Origin of the sequence: Sphingobacterium kitahiroshimense (assembly GCF_025961315.1) — a bacterium.
GTDB classification, from domain to species: domain Bacteria; phylum Bacteroidota; class Bacteroidia; order Sphingobacteriales; family Sphingobacteriaceae; genus Sphingobacterium; species Sphingobacterium anhuiense.
The window spans coordinates 5,404,300-5,424,479 of record NZ_JAOQNK010000001.1; the positions used below are offsets into that span (position 1 = coordinate 5,404,300).

The following is a 20,180-nucleotide window of genomic DNA, read 5'->3' on the forward strand; positions in this document are numbered from 1 at the left end:
ATTAAAGCAACTAATAAGGTAAGTTTTATCATTATTGATTTTAGCGTGAGTATGTTGGGTAATTAATTTATTCAAGTGTTTTATTTGCTTCCAGTATTAAGTTGTTGATACTTTGGTTAATGGAGCGGATAACGGCTTGTAACTGGTTGATCATAGCTGCTCTGGAGTGTAAATCATCAGCAAAGTAAATGCCTCCATCCGAAAATATAACAGATTGGTTTCCCTGATTTTCGTTGCTGTCAAACTGATAATCGATCCATCGTGTTTTGAGATTGTGCAATAGCGAGCTATTACCATCGTTACTAAATTCTTTCTCGCTCAGCATATACCAGATAAAAGGTGAAAAGCTTTGATCCGAATCATTTTCAGTCCATACATTTCGCAATAGGTTATGAGGATGAAAAAACTCTATCTTTTTTCCTTTGGGATTCAAGGTGAAAAAACCAAGGCCTCCACCAAGTACCCCACCTGTAATACCTACTGCATTATTGACATTATTATTGGTAATGAGAGCTCCGGCTATTGATGCAGCCGCACCCAGTGCAATAGAGCCCACGACAAGTTTATTATTTCTTGAAGCATTGATATTATCTATATATCCAGCGACCTGATCGACGCGTTCTGCTTCACAATCTAGTTCGGCTGCTGCGGCATTGATATCTGATAGTGCTAGAAGCAGTGTTCTATTGACCTTATTGTTGATCGTTAGCTTACGAATTTCTGCACTAACACTAGTATTGCCTTTAAGTTTTTGTAATTCTTTTATCTCCTTGGTCAGTCCAAGAGCATAAAGCATAAGGATATTTTGTCTTGAGAATACACTGTTTAATTCATCGTGGATGGCTAGAGAATCTATAGCGTAATTAGGTAATGTCTGCTCTGCCTTTAGAAAGTAGGTTGGTGGTATGCAATAACTATTTTTAAGGGTCAGCATAAATGCTGTATTCTTATTAACAGAGCAGGACGTCATAAACCCTATAAATAAGGCTGTTGTAATGATTTTCGATTTGGTTGCTAAAAACATAATGATGCTGATTTTGTATATTATTGGCTCAAATCACTATAATTCTGTACGGTTAATAATAACTGAATATACCGAATTTATTTTATTACTGTTGCTTATCGGTAAAATATCTGTCATAAAGTGTGTTTTTAATTAATATGGATTTAATATGTAGGTTGTTTTAGTTGAGTGATTTGGATGAAGTAAAAAGCAGATAGGCAGGTAAGTGGTATTAATTAAATGTGAATTTTAGGTTTCATTATTTAATAGCAGGCTGCCGCAGTGGCTTGATATTTAATCATCATGATGATGCATTTGTAATTTATAATCATATAGCAAGAATTATTAGTTTTGGAAAAATAGGTTTACATTAGAGAAAGTGAAAATATTTCTGGACTAATTGAACCGGTACATAAAGGGAGCAGTGTGAAAATTCAGTACGATGTGAATTTCAACTGTTATTCGTATTGTAGATGAGTCATAAAACATAAAAATCAATGGAAAAAAGAACAGTACTTGTATCAGGCGCTAGTATTGCTGGTCCGGCTTTAGCATTTTGGTTACATCGATTTGGTTTTGATGTCACCATCGTAGAGCGTGCAGAAGAATTGAGATTAGGCGGACAAAATATAGATGTTAGAGATGAAGCTCAGAAAGTAGTACAGCTAATGGGGCTCGAAGATGAAATCAGAGCAGCAAATACAGGTGAACTAGGAATCCGTTTTGTTGATGTTAACAATCATACTTTAGCTGAATTTCCTAAAACTAATGGTGGATTCGGAACCGCAGAACTTGAGATTTTGCGTGGAGATCTTGCGCAGGTATTTTTTAATGCGACTAAAGATAATATTCCCTATATTTTTGGAGATCAGATTCTAGCTTTAGTAGAAGATAAAGATAAAGTGAATGTTACTTTTAAAAATAGTACTCCGCGCTCCTTTGATTTGGTCATTGCTGCTGATGGAATTCGTTCGTCAACACGGAAGCTAATTTTTGGAGATGAGCCCGTGATCAAATATATTGGAGTTTACTGCTCTTATTTGACTATTCCACGTATTGATTCTGACACGTCATGGGCTTATTGGTATAATGCACCAGAATCAAGAGTATTAAACCTAAGACCAGATAATGTAGGAACCACCCGTGCATCATTTTCTTTTCTATCGCCAGAGAAAGGGTACGAAAAACTTAGTTTGCAAGAGCAGAAAGGAATTTTGAAGCAAAAGTTTGCTGATGCTGGTTGGCAGGCACCACGTCTGCTACAAGGATTGGAGGAAAGTAAAGATGTTTATTTTGATAGTATAAGTCAAGTGAAGGCACCTCGATGGACCAATGGAAGATGTGCTATGGTTGGGGATGCGGCTTATTGTCCAACTCCGATGTCAGGAATGGGGGCAAGTCTTTCTATAGTTGGTGCATATGTATTGGCTGGAGAATTGTCGAGACACCAGAATCATCAAGATGCCTTTGAAGCTTATGAAAAGTTAATGCGCCCTTATGTTGAAGATATTCAGAATCTACCCCCGGGAGTACCATGGCTAGCACATCCGAAAACAAAGTTTGGAATCAAAGTGTTCAATACTGTGCTAGGAATTGCATCAAGTAAATTGGTGAAAAAAATAACAAAGCTCTTTGACGGAAAAGGGAAAAAAGAAATAAAAGAGCGTATCCAATTACCTTATTATAACAAGTAAATAGATTAGGTAGCTTAGTATATAAGTAAATTATGAAAGTGCTTATAAAAATGAGGCATGATTAGTGCATAAATTGTTTTGAAGATAGGTTTTTATAATACTTGCCGATTTACTAGACCTAATGTTTCATAAACTCTATCAGATTTTAAATTTCATATTATGAGATCGGTGTTGACGATGTTATTCTTTTCATTTTTGTTTACTGTACAGGTGTATGGGCAGAGTAAAAGTGTTTTTGAAAAGACTGTAGATTCTTTAAATTTGATTGGTCAATCTGAAAAGATCATCCCATATTTGGAGATGCAGGTAAAAAATCATCCTGAAAATGAGGTTTTGTTACGCTTAACGGGATACCAATATCTCCAGATAGGTAATTTAGTACTGGGCGAACAATACTATAGGAAGGCACTTTCCATCAACCCTTCCTGTGCACGTTGCTATTTGAATATAGCTCTTATTTATGCCGCCAAGAGCGATTTTACTGAAGCTTTAACTTACTTGGATACGGCCGTGGCGATTGATCCTATGGATGATCGAGTGGTTGATGCTCGAGGTACAATATATCATCATTTAAAACAACCGGAAAAGGCTTTGGTAGATCATGTTAAAGCGATCCAATTAAATCCGAATAATTTGCAAGCTTACTTGAACAAAGCTGAAGTGCACTTTGAGTTGGAAGATATGGATGCCTCTTGTCAGGATTATACTACTGCAAAATTGCTTGCACAACAGTTAAAAGTTAATGACCCCGCATTTTTTAAAAGGATAGATGATGCATTGCTGGATTTTTGCGATAATAGTAAAGCTAGCTTTTATTACCAACGCGGAGTGGCTTTTTATAATTTAAAAAAGTTTGATAAAGCGCTGGAAATTTATGATGCCGGGCTCACTAAATTTCCCAATAACGCTATGCTTTTATCTTTTCGGGGTAACACACATCTTGCGCTAAAAGATTTTAAAAATGCAGCATTAAATTATGATCATGCATTAGTCAATAAAGAGGGGTTGATGAGGGAATTAAAACGTAATCCGAGGTTTGCATATATGAGTGAGCAAGATATACAATCTTATTACAATGCATCAACAGCAAGTATATATTATAATAATGCTGAATGTAAAGTTCAATCTGATAATCTGGATGAAGGGTTATCTGCTATAAATAGCGCAATAACGTTAATGTCTAATGGTAGTAGTTTTGAAAAGGAGTTATATTGGAATAGAAGGGGATATATTTATTTGCTTCAACATCAATATAAACTTGCTTTGGCAGATTTTGATCAGAGCATCCAGAGCAATGAAAAATATGCGTTAGCTTATGTCAATAGAGCAATTGCTCAAGTATGTTTATCTGAAAAATCGAAACAGTCAAATATAATTATCAGCAGTAAATTGCCGAATCAACCGTTTAAAATGAACTGGGTTATGAAATCCAAAAAAGATATACCAAATCTGTTAAATGCTTTGGGAGATTGTAATAAGGCAATTGAGCTGGATCCTAATAACGGGTTTTCATATTATGTCAGAGGGCAAATTAAACAGCTTTTGAATGATGTAGATTATTGTTCCGATTTGCTCAAAGCAAAAAGAATGGCTATTCAAGTAGAAGATATTTTGCTAGTTGATTGTCTGAAATAATAAATATAAAAATTACGAAAATTAAGTTGATTCGAAAATGAAAATCATCAAATATTTGCCCATAGGTTTAAGCTTAGTTGCTACTAATGACTATACACAAACAAAATCTGCTAAAAAAGCTACTACCAAAAAGACAAATATAACTGGACAACCTACAGTTGTAATTCATGAAGAATATAAAGAAACTGAATTATCTTCCCCGAGGCTTTTGCTTGGAAATAAATGTAGATACGACCCTAGCCCCAAATGTTATTTTTAGAGAGGTGATCGAAATAAGTGGTAATCGGGTTGATAGCAGAGCTTCCTTTAAAGATTGGAAGTTAGGGATAAAAAAGAGCGAAAAAAGGATACTAATGTAGAGTGTAGAATTAGTTCAAGCATACTGATGAAGCTGACAAAATATGATTCAAATGTCTCTTACTTTAATTAATAAAGAGACGCGAACATTTAAAATATTTTATGATCAGGATAAGAAAATAAATTGTTTGCAGGATCTCAGTTATAAAAATAGATATGAATTGACAGAGTTTGAAGGAGCAACACCTGTGATCTAGTGGTATAAAAAAATAGGTATTTTTAAGAGAACATAACTTCCTTTAAATATTAAGAACTAATACCGCTACTATCTTTGTAGTGAGTTTGCCTAAAGTTATAGTCAGCTTAAAGGTCAAAGTAAAAAGAGCTAATTCATGTCCATCTGATTTAGCTCTTTTTTGCTGTTGTACATATGGTAAAGATCTGAGAATTGAGATATTTAACTGCTCACTTACGAAAAAGTTATATCGTGAAAATCATCGTTATCAGCGATTGAAAATTCTTTTTTGAAATGATCATATTTATATAATGAAGTGCCATAATTCAACAAGGATCTACCATTATCGTAATTGTTTTGGTAGAATATCGGAGCATAATATAATGTAATGCCGATGTTTTTAAAATCATATCGTATGCCAGTAGTGATATAAGTCTGAATCATTTTTTCTTTTTGATCACCGGTGAAGGGTTCTATTTCCATATAGCTATTTTCATTTTCCCAGTTTTCTATCTCTTTGACCAAAAAATTAGCATCATTACGGTTAAAAAACTGTCTTTTATAGCCTAAGTTTTGAATATTTTCAGTCAATTCAATTTCAGCCACTATTTGTGGAGGCTCAGGATATTTTAAACGATAATCTTGAAGCTCTTGAGTGAATCGGTCATTTTTTTCCTTTTCCTTTTGCTCGAAGAATTCTTCTAGAGTAATGTTCTCAGCCTCAAGTTTATCCTGAATTTCTCTTTTTAATCTTAATTTTGGCTTTCGGTTTTCTTCTTTATTCATAATACTGGTTATTTATAGGTAACTAACTTTTTGTTGTACCTCGGTGTATCAAAACTTTCTAATCATTAAATAAATGGTATATGATCGTGAATCCTTTATAAATCGTGACGTGAATCCTTTTTTGATTCTCACAAACCATGTGAAATATAAGCTTTAACGTGTTTGTTAGATTTATTTTAAAAATAGTATATAATTATAGGGTTAATATACGAAATAAAATTCAATCATTTATCTTATGATGTAATTATTGCTACTTATTAGAAACTATCTATTTTTATTTTAAATTGTTGTACAGCAGTTTCTTTCAGGAATAATGATGTTCGTGCAAAAAATTATCTTCTTTTTTATTAAAGAAAAATAAAAAGTTTATCTATTTATGGGATTTTCCAACAATTGTATTTCTGGTAATTATACTTCACTGAATCTTAATTTATTAGGAAGGTTTAAAGATCAGATAAATTTCATTTGATATTTTTTTTTGTTTAAATTTAGTTAGTTGAGATAACCAAAATAGAACGTTAATTTTTTGAAAAATTAGAAACCCATGGAAAACGAATTCAATGACATTAATAAGTGTCCATTTCATAATGGAACATTGCGTAAAGCTGTTGCTGGTGGAGGTACAACAAATCAAGATTGGTGGCCAAACCAGTTAAAAGTTAATTTATTGCGTCAACATGATGTAAAGTCTGATCCTATGGGTTTGGATTTTGATTATAAAAGAGAATTTGAAAGTTTGGATCTGGATGCAATAAAAAATGATTTAAAGGAATTAATGACACAATCTCAAGATTGGTGGCCTGCAGATTTTGGTCATTATGGACCATTATTTATTCGTATGGCTTGGCATAGTGCAGGGACTTACCGTGTTGGTGATGGACGTGGGGGGGCAGGTCGTGGACAGCAACGTTTCGCACCTTTAAATAGCTGGCCAGATAACGTGAGCTTAGATAAAGCAAGACGATTGTTATGGCCTATAAAACAAAAATATGGACGTAAGATTTCTTGGGCAGACTTATTGATTTTAACCGGGAATATGGCTTTGGAATCAATGGGCTTTAAAACTTTGGGTTTTGCAGGAGGACGTGAGGATGTTTGGGAAGCAGATCAGGATGTATATTGGGGCTCAGAGAAAACATGGCTTAGTGGCGACGTTCGTTATGCAGATGGATCTGAGGGAGTAAAGGAAGGACATGGCGTATTGGTGTCTGACGATGACGCTGATGGTAAGATTCATAGCCGAAATTTAGAAAACCCATTGGCAGCAGTTCAAATGGGTTTAATTTATGTAAATCCGGAAGGACCTGATGGTAATCCCGATCCTATTGCGGCAGCAAAAGATATCCGGGATACTTTTGGACGTATGGCTATGGATGATGAAGAAACGGTCGCATTGATTGCCGGCGGGCATACGTTTGGTAAAACGCATGGAGCAGCGTCTGCTGATCATGTTGGTAAGGAACCTGAATCTGCTGGTTTAGAATCTCAAGGACTCGGGTGGGAAAATTCTTTTGGTACAGGGAGAGGTGGAGATACCATTACTTCAGGTCTGGAAGTGACCTGGACAAGTAGACCTACAGAGTGGACAAATCTGTTTTTTGAAAACTTGTTTGATTTTGAATGGGAGTTAACAAAAAGTCCTGCTGGAGCTCATCAGTGGGTAGCTAAAGATGCTGGTGATATTATTCCGCACGCGCACGATCCGAATAAAAAATTAAAACCGACTATGCTGACCACAGACTTGTCTTTGCGTTTTGATCCTGAATACGAAAAAATATCACGTCGCTTCAAGGATAATCCACAAGAGTTTGCTGATGCATTTGCTCGTGCCTGGTTCAAATTAACGCACCGTGATATGGGACCTCGTTCGCGTTATTTAGGTGCCGATGTGCCTCATGAAGAGTTTATATGGCAGGATCCACTTCCTAAGGTTGATTATGCTGAGATTGATGAGACAGATATTCAATCTCTAAAAGCACAGATTTTAAATACAAGTCTATCGATTTCGGAACTGGTATCTACAGCATGGGCTTCGGCCTCAACTTTTCGTAATTCGGATAAACGGGGAGGAGGAAATGGAGCTCGAATCCGCTTAGCTCCGATGAATGCCTGGGAGGTCAATAAACCGATGCAATTAAATAAGGTATTAACAATATTAACAGACATTCAAACACGGTTTAATAATGCACAGTTTGGAGGGAAAAAAGTTTCAATTGCTGATCTGATTGTTTTATCGGGTGCGGCTGCTATTGAAAAAGCGGCACATCAGGCGGGTTACGATGTGGAAGTTCCTTTTATTTCGGGACGTACAGATGCTACTCAAGACCAAACTGATGTAGAGTCGATTGCCTTCTTAGAACCACTAGCAGATGCATTTAGAAATTATCGTAAATTAAAAAACAAAGCAGTATCTACCGAAGAATTATTGATCGATAAAGCGCAATTATTAAATCTTTCAGTTCCTGAAATGACTGTTCTAATTGGAGGTCTTCGTGTACTTGATATTAATTTTGATGAATCTAAACACGGTGTATTTACCTCACGTCCAGGACAGCTGACCAATGATTTTTTCGTAAATCTTTTAGATATGGCAACGCAGTGGAAACCAATGGATGAAACGAAAGAATTGTATTTAGGTACTTGCCGTAAATCGGGTCAACCGAAGTGGACTGCGACACGTGCTGATCTCGTATTTGGCTCGCATGCTGAACTTCGGGCTGTTGCAGAAGTGTATGCTGAGTCTGGCAATGAAAAGTCATTTGTGGATGCTTTTGTAAAAACTTGGAATAAAGTGATGAATGCCGACCGTTTTGATAAAATGTCATAAATAAGGGTTTAATCAATACGCTTTAGAGCATATTGATTTGCTTTGGCTTGGACGAAGTCATTCAGTCACCGATACTATATAATTCCTATTTATACAGAAAATCCTCTCATTTAATTTGAGAGGATTTTCTGTGTAATGCTATTCGAAACCTTTTGCAGAAGATACGATACGGTATGCACAACGTCTCGCCCCTGCTATGATATGATCGGTACGTTGTACCAAGACGGATTCGCCTAAGACGGATTGAAAAATCTGAAGTTCTGAAGCACAAAATCCTTGGCAGACTTTAGCCGCTGCACAAATAGGACAATGATTTTCTACAAGCAGATATCCCTCGTCATCTTCAGTATAATCTGCCATGTAGCCCTCTCGGGTACGAATGGCGACTAATCTTTCAATCTTAGACTTTAGATTGGGTAAAGGATCGATCTCTTCATGATATCTTTTTTTTCCTGTTGCTTCATTGACTTCAATGATCGTCTGTAAAGCTTCTGTCCCTATTGACTCTTTAATTATTGTCAATAATTTCACCGTTAACTCTGCATGGGTATCCGGAAATTTGCTGTTTCCGAGTTCTGAAATATTGAAATATTTTTGTGGCCGCCCGACTCCCTTTGATTCTGTCTCTACTTCAATCAAGCCTTCATCCATAAATTTAACCAGCTGTTGTCTAACACCTTCTTTGGTTATTTTTAATTCATGGGCAATGTCGAGTGCCGTTAACGGACCTCGCATTTTCAGTAACATTAAAATTCGGTTTGTCGTCATAAAATAATAAAACAAGTATTTGGTTGTTTTATTATTCAAAATTACTACTTTTGTCACACTTATCAAAATCGATACCTGTAAGTCTACTTCTTCTGATTATCAAATTTGGTAAATGCTAAGTAAGAATTGTAATAATTATTTTTATGTGGATAGATACACCAGAAATACACCGTCCGAAAAAGATTGCTCAGTCAGCATTTCTTGCCTTTACAACTGTTGTTCCCTATTGGAATATACTGAAGAGGTAATTTCACTACTATAAAGATTAAAATCTAGTTTTTATCACTAGAAAAGAGTAAAAATATCCCCAAGCTAAATACAGGTTTGAGCGGGGAGCGGGATTCCTATGTCTAGTCATTTAACGATAATATGTATGGAATCTCAGGCAAAAGCTCATGCCTAGTTTATTACTTATTGTTTCATTACTAAATTATTATCATGAAAAAAATGCACTTATATCTATTGTTATTTCTCGTCTCGGGAATAGTCTCCTGCGATTCAAAGAAAGAAACAGCAACAAGTGAAATAATTGCCTATCCTGTACTTACACTAAAATCTGAAAAAGCGACTCTGTCGGTTGAGTATCCAACGACGTTAGAGGGATTGCAGACAGTAGAGATTCGTTCAAAAGTAGATGGTTATATAGAGGAAGTCTTTATCGAAGAAGGCAGTCTTGTGCACACTGGGCAAAAGCTATTTAAAATAGATGCCAATCGATTCGTGCAGGATGTGAATCAACGAAAAGCGGCAGTATTAGCAGTGGAAGCAGCCCTAGAAACGGCTAGTATTCAAGTGTTGAGAACGCAGTCTCTTGTGGACAAGAAAATCGTAAATTCATTTGAACTGACGACAGCGAAGAATGTAGAAAGGGTTAAAAAGGCTGAACTTAGTCAGGCAAAAGCAGCATTGTCAGATGCACAATCACAACTAGCATTTACACAGATTGTTAGCCCAATATCAGGTATAGTAGGACGGTTGCCACTTAAAAAGGGCAGTCTAGTCAGTAGTACTTCTGAAACTGCTTTGACAACAATTGCGAATACGAAGGAAGTATATGCGCATTTTTCTTTGAGTCAGAAACAGCTTAATAGCTTTCTAAATCAATATGCAGGTAAGAGCATGGCTGAGAAGTTAAGGAATATACCTCAAGTTAATTTACGGACTGCTGATGGAAAAGATTACGGGTCTAAAGGAAAAATTCAGAGTCTGAGCGGGGTCATAAGTTTAGAAACCGGATCTGCAAATTTTAGAGCATTATTTCCAAATCCTGATGGTTTATTATGGAGCGGAGCGAGCGCAACTTTACAGCTCCCGACGACAATTGATGAAGCAGTGAAGGTTCCTAAAAAAGCGGTTTTTGAAATGCAAGGAAATTACTATGTCTATACGGTAGATGCTAAAAATACTGTACACCTTACCGAAATAAAGGTATTGCCGATAGCAACGGAACAACACTATGTGGTGCAATATGGGCTTGCGCCTGGTGATATGGTTATCACTGAGGGAATTGGAAACCTAAAAGATGGCATGCAAATTCAACCTAGTCCTGTATCCACAAAATAATAGAGAAGAGATGCTGAAAAAATTCATAGAAAACCCCGTTCTATCGACGGTAATATCGATAATAATTGTAATGCTGGGAATCCTGGGACTGATGTCACTTCCTATTTCACAATATCCTGAAATTGCACCTCCGACAGTTGTTGTAACAGCCTCTTATCAAGGAGCAAACGCGAATGTTGTTATGAAAAGTGTGATCATACCATTGGAGGAGCAGATTAATGGTGTAGAGAATATGACTTACATGACGTCTACCGGGAGCAATAATGGTGCTGCAACTATTACCATCTTTTTTAAACAGGGAACGAATGCGGATATGGCCGCAGTGAATGTGCAGAATCGGGTGAGTAAAGCTACCAGCCTGCTACCAGCAGAAGTTATTAAAGCAGGAATTACAACAAGCAAGCAGTTGAGCAGTACGGCTTTTAGTTTTTTGCTTTACAGCAAAGATGGGAAATACGACAGGAAATTTCTTGATAACTACCTGCGTATAAATATTATGCCTCAGATGAAAAGGGTTGAAGGTGTTGGGGCTACAGAGATTTATAGTGATCAGGAATACTCCATGCGTATCTGGTTGAAACCGGATGTCATGGCTACTCATGGTCTTATTCCGGAAGACATTATGGCAGCATTAAAGGAACAAAATATTGAAGCTGCACCGGGGAAAATAGGCGAAAATAGCCGTCAATCATTACAATATGCATTGAAATATACGGGGCGCCTCGAAGATCCTGAACAATTTGAAAATATTATCTTGAAAAATGGTGTTGCGGGCGATTACTTACGGTTAAAGGAGGTCGCAGATATTGAATTTGGCGCTCTGGATTATACCACATCGCTAATTACGCAGGGAAAGCTTTCTTCGGGAGGTGCCATTAGCCAGATTTCGGGATCTAATGCAAGAGATTTGATCATTGCTTGTGAAAATATTTTAAAAGAAGCGTCAAAGGATTTTCCTCCAGGAGTTGAATATCATACTTTCTTGAATGCGAATGATTTTTTGGATGCTTCGGTTGAGAAGGTTATTTATACAATTATTGAAGCATTTATATTGGTTTTTTTAGTGGTCTTTCTCTTTTTACAGGATCTGCGTTCGACTTTGATTCCAGCAATCGCAGTACCGGTAGCCATTATTGGAACATTTTTCTTTTTGAAGCTTTTTGGTTTCACCATTAACCTCCTTACTTTGTTTGCACTGGTGTTAGCCATAGGCATTGTGGTTGATGATGCTATTGTGGTGGTCGAAGCAGTTCATGCAAAATTAGATCATGGGGCTAAATCGGCCAAGAAAGCTACATTGCATGCCATGAGCGAAATCAGTGGTGCCATTATTTCAATTACTTTGATTATGTCGGCGGTTTTTGTACCAGTCACTTTCATTACAGGATCTGCTGGAGTGTTTTACAAACAGTTTGGACTGACATTGGCAGTAGCCATTATTATTTCGGCAATAAATGCGTTGACATTAAGTCCCGCTCTGTGTGCTTTACTGTTAAAGCCCCATGTAGCAGATGTTGAAAAACCAAAGGGTTTCTTGCCAAAGTTTTTTACCAGTTTTAATGTAGCTTTTGAAGTAGTAACCAATAAATATATTGGTGTCGTGCGCCTTTTAATCCGTCATAAATGGATTTCATTTGTAGGTATTGCAACATTTGCGCAGGTATGTTATTTCTTGGTTAAAACAACACCGACTGGTTTTGTCCCTAATGAAGATGGTGGTGCTATCTATGGAAATGTGGTTTTACCCCCGGCATCTACTCTAGAACGTACGGAAAAGATTGCATTTGAAGTCGACAGTATTGCGCGCAGTATACCGGAAGTCGAATTATCTTCTACACTCTCAGGCATGGATTTATTGCACGGTACAGGAGGTTCTTATGGAGCATTGTTCATCCGATTAAAACCCTGGAAAGAACGTGCCAGGAAAGATCAAAGTGCTGCAGCTGTTGTTCAGAAATTATTTCAAAAAACTGCTCATATCAAAGAGGCAAGTATTATCTTTTTTGCTGCACCGACATTGCAGGGGTTTGGTAATAGTAATGGTTTTGAGCTGCAGCTACAAGACAAAACAGGTGGAAATTATCTACAGTTTAATAAAAATATCGATACGTTCATTGGTGCTTTAAATCAACGCCCTGAAATCAATTATGCTACGAGCTCTTTTAATATTGGTTTTCCTGAGTTGGAAATTAATGTCAACGTAGCCCAATGTAAGGCCGCAGGTGTAAGTGTTAATACGGTACTGACGACACTTCAGGGATATTTTGGAGGTATCTACGCCTCCGACCTTAATCGCTTTGGAAAGCAATACCGCGTCATGATGCAGGCAGGAGCTGATTATAGAGCAAAAGAAGAAGATATTAATAAGATTTACGTGCGAACTTTAAAAGGTAATATGGCACCGATATCTGAATTTGTTACTTTGAAGAAGACGTATGGACCGGAATTTATTCAACGTTTTAACTTATTTACTTCAAGTACCATAACAGGGATACCGAATGAAGGATATAGCTCTGGAGATGCTATTAAAGCAATAGAGGAGACAGCGGCTCAAACTTTAGACCGTGGCTATGCTTATGAATTTTCGGGTTTGACACGCGAAGAGCTGTCCAGCGGTAGTCAAACAGTATTAATATTTTCACTGTGCCTTCTTTTTATCTATTTCCTTTTAAGCGCTCAATATAAGAGTTACATCCTGCCACTTTCTGTTCTTTTATCATTGCCAATCGGTTTGGCAGGAGCATTTATTTTTGCGAAGCTATTTGCGGTAGATAATAACATATTCTTACAGATCAGCCTCATCATGTTGATCGGTTTATTGGCTAAAAATGCGATTCTTATTGTGGAGTTTGCACTCTTGCATCGATTGAGCGGAAGAACATTGGTGCAGTCTGCAATTTATGGCGCAAAATCAAGGTTAAGACCTATTTTAATGACCTCCTTTGCATTTATTTTCGGATTGATTCCATTGATGCTAGCTACTGGTGCCGGTGCATTAAGTAATAAATCTATCGGCACTGCGGCTGTAGGGGGGATGTTGATCGGGACTGTATTTGGTGTATTTGTTATTCCTATTTTATTTATTGTTTTCCAGGCATTACAGGAGAAACTCTTTGGTGTCAAGGAGCCAAGTCATACAGCCCGTATATTAGAAGATGAACAGTAACATCTTATGATTCTAGTTATTCGCTCGTTTAATAAATGAAATTTTCGTGCTTAGCGCATGTAACCTTATGCTAGCTTCATGTTGATCAAACAGAGAAAGCTAGTGTGAAAATTTAAAAATTAAGATATGATACATTATTATATTCAATTGAAAAAAAAATCCTATGGACTGGCATTCATGTCAATACTGGGACTTTTGGCCTGGAGTTCTTGTCAAGTAACCCGTCCCTATAATGCACCGGAAAATAAGGTAAAAGACAGCTTTCGGTCACCTACTTATAGTGCTCTTGATTCAGGTTATGTGAAGAATATAGCTCATGATACGACCAATATAGCTAAAGTGAAATGGTCTGATATCTTTACAGATACGATGTTGCAGCAATTGATCACAGAGGGGTTACAGGCAAATATAGACATCAAAATTGCAGTTGAGCGGATTACAGAGGCGCAGGTAAATGTGCTATTAAAAAAAGCGGCTTTTTTACCTTCATTGGAAGCTAGTATCTCTGCCAATAAACAACAGGTGCCTACTTTTCAAAGTTTTGGTTATCCGCGTAATAATACCCAATATGATATGCGATTAAATACGGACTGGGAAATTGATATCTGGGGTAAACTTGGAAGTGCTAAACGAGTTGCATTGTCACAGCTTTTAGCGACTGATGCCGCAAAGCGTGCAGTGCAAACACAGTTAATTGCCAATATCGCCTCAGATTATTACGAATTACTGGCACTGGATCAACAGTTGATGATAATTAAAAAAACTGCTGAGAATCGTGCTGAAGATGCAGCCGCAATAGCGGAACTTTTTGAAAATGCAATGCTTAACGGCGTAGCGGTAGTACAGAGTAAAGCAAACTATTATGAAGCAGAACTAGATGTACCGGATATTGAGCAAAAGATTAAAGAAACCGAAAATAGGCTTAGTTTTTTATTAGGTCGACATCCTGGTGCCATCCTTAGACAGTCTCTAATGAAACAACAGGTGAATTATGATTTAAATCCTGGAATTCCCGCACAATTGCTCGCGCACCGTCCTGATGTTCAAATGGCAGAATTTAATTTTAGAGCGGCATTTGAGGAAACGAATGTAGCACGTACATATTTCTATCCTGCATTATCTATAACAGCTGCTGGAGGTTTTTCAAATCTTGGTTGGAATCAATGGTTTTCGAGTGCTAGTTTATTTGGTTCTATAGCAGGGGGGATTGCACAACCTATTTTCAATAAAGGTGTCAATAAAGCAAGACTGTCAACTGCTCAAGCAAGACAGCAACAGGCGTTGTATCAATTCGAGAAATCTCTATTGGTAGCCAGCCAGGAAGTTTCTAATGCGCTGTTTGAATATGATACGGCTATGAAAAAAATGAAATCCCGCAAAAAACAACTTGAAGCATTAACGCAGGCTGTTGCATTTAATAAAGAATTGTTCCTGAACCACCAGAACACCAATTATACCGACGTACTAACAGCAGAGCAAAATCTGTTACGTGCAGAATTGAAAAATATAGCAGATCAAAGTCAAAAATTGTATGCTGTGGTTCAATTGTATCGAGCCCTTGGTGGCGGTTGGGATTAACGGCTAGTAATAAAGGGCTACCTGAGATAATGGTAGCCCTTATACTATTGATTGTAGGCTATTAAGCTCCTAAAAAGTCTTTTTCTAAATCTAAAGGGGCAATATAGCTTCCATTTTTGTATACGCGCATATTTCCACCTGAAATCTCGTCGATTAATAATAGATCTCCAGTAGCTTTATCTCTTCCGAATTCCAATTTGATATCGTAAAGTTCTAAATCCTTCTTTGCCAATTCCGTTTTTATGATTCCACAGATTTTTTTTGTTAAAGATTTTAATTCTTGATAATCAGCTTTTGATAAAATACCTAATAATTCCAAAGCATCATCCGAAATTGTAGGATCGCCTCTTTCGTCATCTTTAATCGTTACTTCCACAAAAGCATCTAGCGCATCACCTTCTTGGCAATAAGCAGCGTATCTTCTCAAGAAACTGCCTACAGCACGGTATCTACAAATGACTTCCAATCCTTTCCCAAATGGAGTCGCTTCTTTAACCACCATACTAACCTCATCTAAATTAGCGGAGACAAAATGTGTTGCAATACCCTGTTCAGCTAAACGCTCGAAGAAGAACTGGGTCATTTTAAGTCCTGACTTTCCAGCACCATCAATGGTTAGCCCAACAGTATTTGCTCCAGGATCAAATACACCATTTTCACCAGTTACGTCGTCTTTAAATTTCAATAGTACTTGATTTTGTTCTAGACTGTAGACATCTTTGGTTTTACCCTTGTAAATTAAATTCCTAAATAATAAGAATAGATCAATGTAACTAGCAAAAATAATGTAAATATTATAAAGAAAGTTGATTTCAGATCATAAATATGAATAATGAAAGTTTTGGATTGATAAACAAGTCGACATATCTTTAAGATTCGTGAATAAATACCGATATATAGCTTTAAAGATTATAATCAGTGCTATTTTATTGCGGATGTAATCAAAATTATCTAAGTTTAGCATTTATAAACCATTATAATCTTAAAATAATGTCACCTCTATTCAATTTAGTAAATAAGGAACACTTGGTAAATATTGCCAAGAATGGGAGGGGATAATGGAACTTTAATTTTATTGATTAGAAATTAAATTTGTAACCTAATATTATTTACAAGGGCAGTGATCAAATGTATTTTTCACTGACCTTAAAAAAGAGGAATCTTAAAATATGTTGAAAACTACATTATTGATCAGTGCTGGGCTTTTAATAGGGCAATCTATGTTTGCGCAAGAATCTATCAAGTTGAAAGATCTGGATCTATCTCGTGCTTGGCAGGAGTATGGTATTTCGTTCAAAAGGAAGGACAAAAGCAGTTTGTAGGTGTTACAAAGAGTAAACCTGTCTTAGAAAAAGGTTCCGTAAAATTTATTTTGAAAGGTGATGGTAAACCTATTTTTACAAGTTCAGTAGTTAAAGGCGGAGATCGTCCTCAGCAGATTGACGTCTCGTTAAAAGACATAATGTATCTTGAACTTGTAGCCGAAACAACTGATGATGGACCTAGTGGTGATCACGCCGTTTGGATTGCACCAAAGATTGATTATAAAACTGTAAAACCTGTACTTGTTGATGTTGGGACAGTGGGTTCGGGTTCCACTATGGATGCAGGAATCAGTAAGCAACTTGCGGCGAAAATCAAAACATTACCAGTGATGAAAGAATTGTCATCAGACAAGACTGCATTTGATTGGTTAATTACTCCTCAGAAATCTAAAGCTGGAATTTACACTTCGGCAGATGGTAAAAGTATAATAATTGCAAATGCTATGATGTCGCGAACTTTTCGGATTTTTCCTAATTTGGCGACGGTAGATATTACGAACCGCATGTTAGGGGAAAGCTTGATTAGGGCAGTAAGTAGTGAGGGAACGATACAGATTGATGGTAAAAAATGGAATATTGGCGGTTTAAATGGTCAAGAAGAACGGGGATATCTTAAGAATGAGTGGTTAGATAAAATGACAACATTACCGGAGTCGTTTATGGTAGAAGATTTTGAAATAAAACCACTGGAAGAACGAATCAAATGGGCCCGCAATCGCTGGGCACTTAATAAAGAACCGGTATCAGGCCAGCAACTTGTATTTACCCTTCGTGGTGAACGAGAGTTGAAGGATGTGAAAGTGAAGCTTTATTTTAGCATCTATGATCATATTCCGGTAATTAGTAAAAGAATGGAAGTGATTAATGAATCTACATTACCAATAAATATTGATTTCTTTCAATTGGAATATTTGGCATTCTCAGAACCTGAGTCACCAGGAGATGGTGATCCTTCAGTTTTTAGATTACCCAATATTCATGTTGAGAGTGATTTTGCTGCAGGAGGAGCTTTTACTGAAAAAACAAGTGATATTACAGAAAAATGGGTGACAGATCCTGCTTACACCTCGCAACGTAATTATCTTCTGGAGACCCCTTGTGTATTGGATGTATCACCTAAGCTTGGTCCGGATTATAGCTTAGAAAGTAAAGGTACTTTCCAATCATTCACTGTTTATGAAATGCCATTTGATAGTGATGATCGGGAGCGTAAAGGATTGTTTACGCGTAAGATGTATCGGACTATAGCGCCATGGACTAGCGAGAATCCTATCTTTATGCATTTAACATCCACTGATCCTGAAGTGGTACATAGAGCCATAGATCAGTGCGATTCGACAGGTTATGAGATGATTATACTTAGCTTTGGTTCGGGGTTAAATGCGGAAGATATCTCCGATGCAAACATCGCGAAATTCAAGGGTTTTGTTGATTATGCACGTAGTAAAGGCATTGATATGGGATGTTATTCCCTTTTAGCCAGCAGATGGATCAGTGATGAGGTCGATGTGATTAATCCCGAGACAGGTAAACGTGGAGGTATGCGCTTTGGAAGTTCCCCATGTCTTGCTAGTGATTGGGGGTATGAATATTTTGAGAAAATAAAATACTTTTTTGAAAAGACAGGAATGAAGTGTTTCGAGCATGATGGTTCTTATCCAGGAGATTTCTGTGCTTCGACTACCCATGCACATCACGAGGGTCTAGCAGATTCACAATGGAAACAATTTCATAAGGTTACTGAACTTTATCACTGGATGTCTTCCCAAGGAATATATATGAATGTACCCGATTTTTACTTTTTGAACGGATCTAATAAAGTGGGAATTGGCTACAGAGAGGCTAATTGGTCTTTACCTCGCGATCGTCAGCTCATGCATGCACGTCAGTTAAATTATGATTGTACATGGGATAGAATTCCCTCTTCTTTATGGAGTTTTGTGCCCTTAGTAGAATATCAGGGAGGAGGAAAAGATGCGACTTTAGAGCCATTGAATGACCACCTTCATGAATATAAGATGCATATGATCCAAAATTATGGCGCAGGTGTGCAAGCATGTTACCGAGGGCCTCGTCTCTACGATACACCAAAAACGAAAGAAATGGTTGTCGATGTGATTAAATGGTATAAGCGTTATCGCAATATATTGAACAGTGATATCATCCATTTACGTAAACCTGATGCTCGGGACTGGGACGGAATGATGCACGTGAATCCTAATGAAAAAGAGAAAGCTTTTGCATTATTTTATAACCCTACAGATAAAGAAATCGTGCGTAAAATTCAAATACCACTTTATTATACCGGATTGTCCACAGCAGCAAAAATTAGAGAACAAGAAGGTAATTTAATATCTTACCAATTGAACCGTGATTATACAGTAGAATTGACGGTTAAAATACCAGCAAATGGATATACTTGGTATGTGGTAGAATAATCTACTTTTATACACAGGTTGAAAGCGCTAAGGCAAATTTCCTGCTTTAGCGCTTTTTTTAATCATGTTTTTTTAAAGTAACGTAGCTTGTGAATTATTTCTTTAGAAAGTTTTCTATAAAACGTATGTTTTTATTACAAGTTTATATACTGTTTATTTGATGAAGCACAAGTATCGAAGTTGATTGATTTTTCCGATAATATAATGGATTTTCACAAAAATAAAAGGTATAGTTCATCTATATTTGTTCCATATTTAATAAAATAGAATAGAAATTCAATGAAAAAATCAATTTTTATAGCGATTGCGACTGTAGTAGGGTTTGCTTTTCATACTCACGCTCAGGAGTCTAAGAAACATGAAATCAGAATCGATTATAGTGATGCAACTCCATTGGTGATAGCAGATGTATTTACAAATGCTTTTGTCAGCGCAATATCGGGAAGCGAAAGTTCAAATGAAAAAGCATTTGGTATGCTGTCGGCGGGATATCGCTATGCGCTCAGTAATCGATTTTCGATAGGAGCCGATCTAAGCTATGCTAATGCTTCTTCAGATATGAAAAATAAAAGTACAAATGAGATTACCTATAGGAAGAGTAATTTCTATATGGTACTACCTACTGCTAAATATTCTTATGTGAAACGAGGAATCATTGATTTTTATGGTACAGTTGCTTCTGGAGCAATATTGGCTAACGGTAGTGATAGAACAGATCATGAAAAGACCACTACTAATGATGTTATCTTTGCTTTTCAGGTAAATCCATTGGGTTTGCGAATTGGTAAAGATTGGGGTGGTTTTCTTGAAGCAGGTTATGGTTTTAAAGGCATTTTTGCACTAGGTGCCAGTTATCGTTTTTAAA

The 20,180-nt window shown here is 36.8% G+C and carries 15 protein-coding genes; 11 read left to right on the top strand and 4 right to left on the bottom strand.

Going from position 1 to position 20,180, the window contains the following annotated elements:
* Positions 1–67: 67 nt before the first annotated feature.
* Complete coding sequence (locus tag M2265_RS23230) at positions 68–1,024, bottom strand: hypothetical protein (protein ID WP_132770293.1); 957 nt, start codon at positions 1,022–1,024, stop codon at positions 68–70.
* A gap of 476 nt (positions 1,025–1,500) precedes the next feature.
* Here M2265_RS23230 and M2265_RS23235 point away from each other — a divergent pair, with 476 nt between their 5' ends.
* The 4 genes from M2265_RS23235 to M2265_RS23250 all read left to right on the top strand — a co-directional run bounded on the left by M2265_RS23235 (position 1,501) and on the right by M2265_RS23250 (position 4,886).
* The gene (locus tag M2265_RS23235; RefSeq protein ID WP_132770292.1) at positions 1,501–2,697 is read left to right on the top strand and encodes an FAD-dependent monooxygenase; all 1,197 of its coding nucleotides are present in this window, start codon (positions 1,501–1,503) and stop codon (positions 2,695–2,697) included.
* Between the two features lie 159 nt (positions 2,698–2,856).
* The gene (locus M2265_RS23240) at positions 2,857–4,332 is read left to right on the top strand and encodes a tetratricopeptide repeat protein (protein ID WP_132770290.1); all 1,476 of its coding nucleotides are present in this window, start codon (positions 2,857–2,859) and stop codon (positions 4,330–4,332) included.
* 37 nt (positions 4,333–4,369) lie between these two features.
* Positions 4,370–4,591, top strand: a complete 222-nt coding sequence (locus M2265_RS23245) for a hypothetical protein (RefSeq protein ID WP_132770288.1) — start codon at positions 4,370–4,372, stop codon at positions 4,589–4,591.
* A gap of 151 nt (positions 4,592–4,742) precedes the next feature.
* Positions 4,743–4,886 (top strand): hypothetical protein, encoded by a 144-nt coding sequence (locus tag M2265_RS23250; protein WP_165905894.1) that lies wholly within the window; start codon positions 4,743–4,745, stop codon positions 4,884–4,886.
* Between the two features lie 212 nt (positions 4,887–5,098).
* On the opposite strand, the gene M2265_RS23255 is transcribed toward M2265_RS23250, so the two are convergent.
* The gene (locus M2265_RS23255; protein ID WP_132770286.1) at positions 5,099–5,650 is read right to left on the bottom strand and encodes a hypothetical protein; all 552 of its coding nucleotides are present in this window, start codon (positions 5,648–5,650) and stop codon (positions 5,099–5,101) included.
* 544 nt (positions 5,651–6,194) lie between these two features.
* On the opposite strand from M2265_RS23255, the gene katG reads away from it, so the two are divergent.
* Positions 6,195–8,477, top strand: coding sequence for a catalase/peroxidase HPI (gene katG, locus M2265_RS23260; RefSeq protein WP_132770284.1), 2,283 nt, complete (start codon positions 6,195–6,197; stop codon positions 8,475–8,477).
* 138 nt (positions 8,478–8,615) lie between these two features.
* Here the strand turns inward: katG and M2265_RS23265 are convergent, their stop codons facing one another.
* Entirely contained in the window at positions 8,616–9,224 is a 609-nt protein-coding gene (locus M2265_RS23265) for a helix-turn-helix transcriptional regulator (RefSeq protein WP_243656011.1), read from the bottom strand.
* 459 nt (positions 9,225–9,683) lie between these two features.
* On the opposite strand from M2265_RS23265, the gene M2265_RS23270 reads away from it, so the two are divergent.
* The 3 genes from M2265_RS23270 to M2265_RS23280 all read left to right on the top strand — a co-directional run bounded on the left by M2265_RS23270 (position 9,684) and on the right by M2265_RS23280 (position 15,552).
* On the top strand, positions 9,684–10,808 hold the full coding sequence (locus M2265_RS23270; RefSeq protein WP_132770282.1) for an efflux RND transporter periplasmic adaptor subunit: 1,125 nt from the start codon (positions 9,684–9,686) through the stop codon (positions 10,806–10,808).
* Entirely contained in the window at positions 10,768–13,974 is a 3,207-nt protein-coding gene (locus tag M2265_RS23275; RefSeq protein WP_317126539.1) for an efflux RND transporter permease subunit, read from the top strand. Before M2265_RS23270 ends, M2265_RS23275 begins: the two co-directional genes overlap by 41 nt.
* A 126-nt stretch (positions 13,975–14,100) precedes the next feature.
* A complete protein-coding gene (locus M2265_RS23280) occupies positions 14,101–15,552 on the top strand; it encodes an efflux transporter outer membrane subunit (RefSeq protein ID WP_243655417.1) in 1,452 nt (483 codons plus the stop codon).
* Positions 15,553–15,613: 61 nt separating this feature from the next.
* On the opposite strand, the gene M2265_RS23285 is transcribed toward M2265_RS23280, so the two are convergent.
* Entirely contained in the window at positions 15,614–16,345 is a 732-nt protein-coding gene (locus M2265_RS23285; RefSeq protein ID WP_319801178.1) for a phosphoribosylaminoimidazolesuccinocarboxamide synthase, read from the bottom strand.
* Between the two features lie 376 nt (positions 16,346–16,721).
* Here M2265_RS23285 and M2265_RS23290 point away from each other — a divergent pair, with 376 nt between their 5' ends.
* From M2265_RS23290 to M2265_RS23300, 3 genes are all read left to right on the top strand, one after another.
* Entirely contained in the window at positions 16,722–16,874 is a 153-nt protein-coding gene (locus M2265_RS23290; protein WP_207902430.1) for a hypothetical protein, read from the top strand.
* Positions 16,823–19,315 (top strand): NPCBM/NEW2 domain-containing protein, encoded by a 2,493-nt coding sequence (locus M2265_RS23295; protein ID WP_207902429.1) that lies wholly within the window; start codon positions 16,823–16,825, stop codon positions 19,313–19,315. The genes M2265_RS23290 and M2265_RS23295 overlap by 52 nt, the downstream gene beginning before the upstream one ends.
* Positions 19,316–19,594: 279 nt before the next feature.
* The gene (locus M2265_RS23300; protein WP_132770276.1) at positions 19,595–20,179 is read left to right on the top strand and encodes a hypothetical protein; all 585 of its coding nucleotides are present in this window, start codon (positions 19,595–19,597) and stop codon (positions 20,177–20,179) included.
* The last annotated feature ends 1 nt before the right edge of the window (position 20,180 follow it).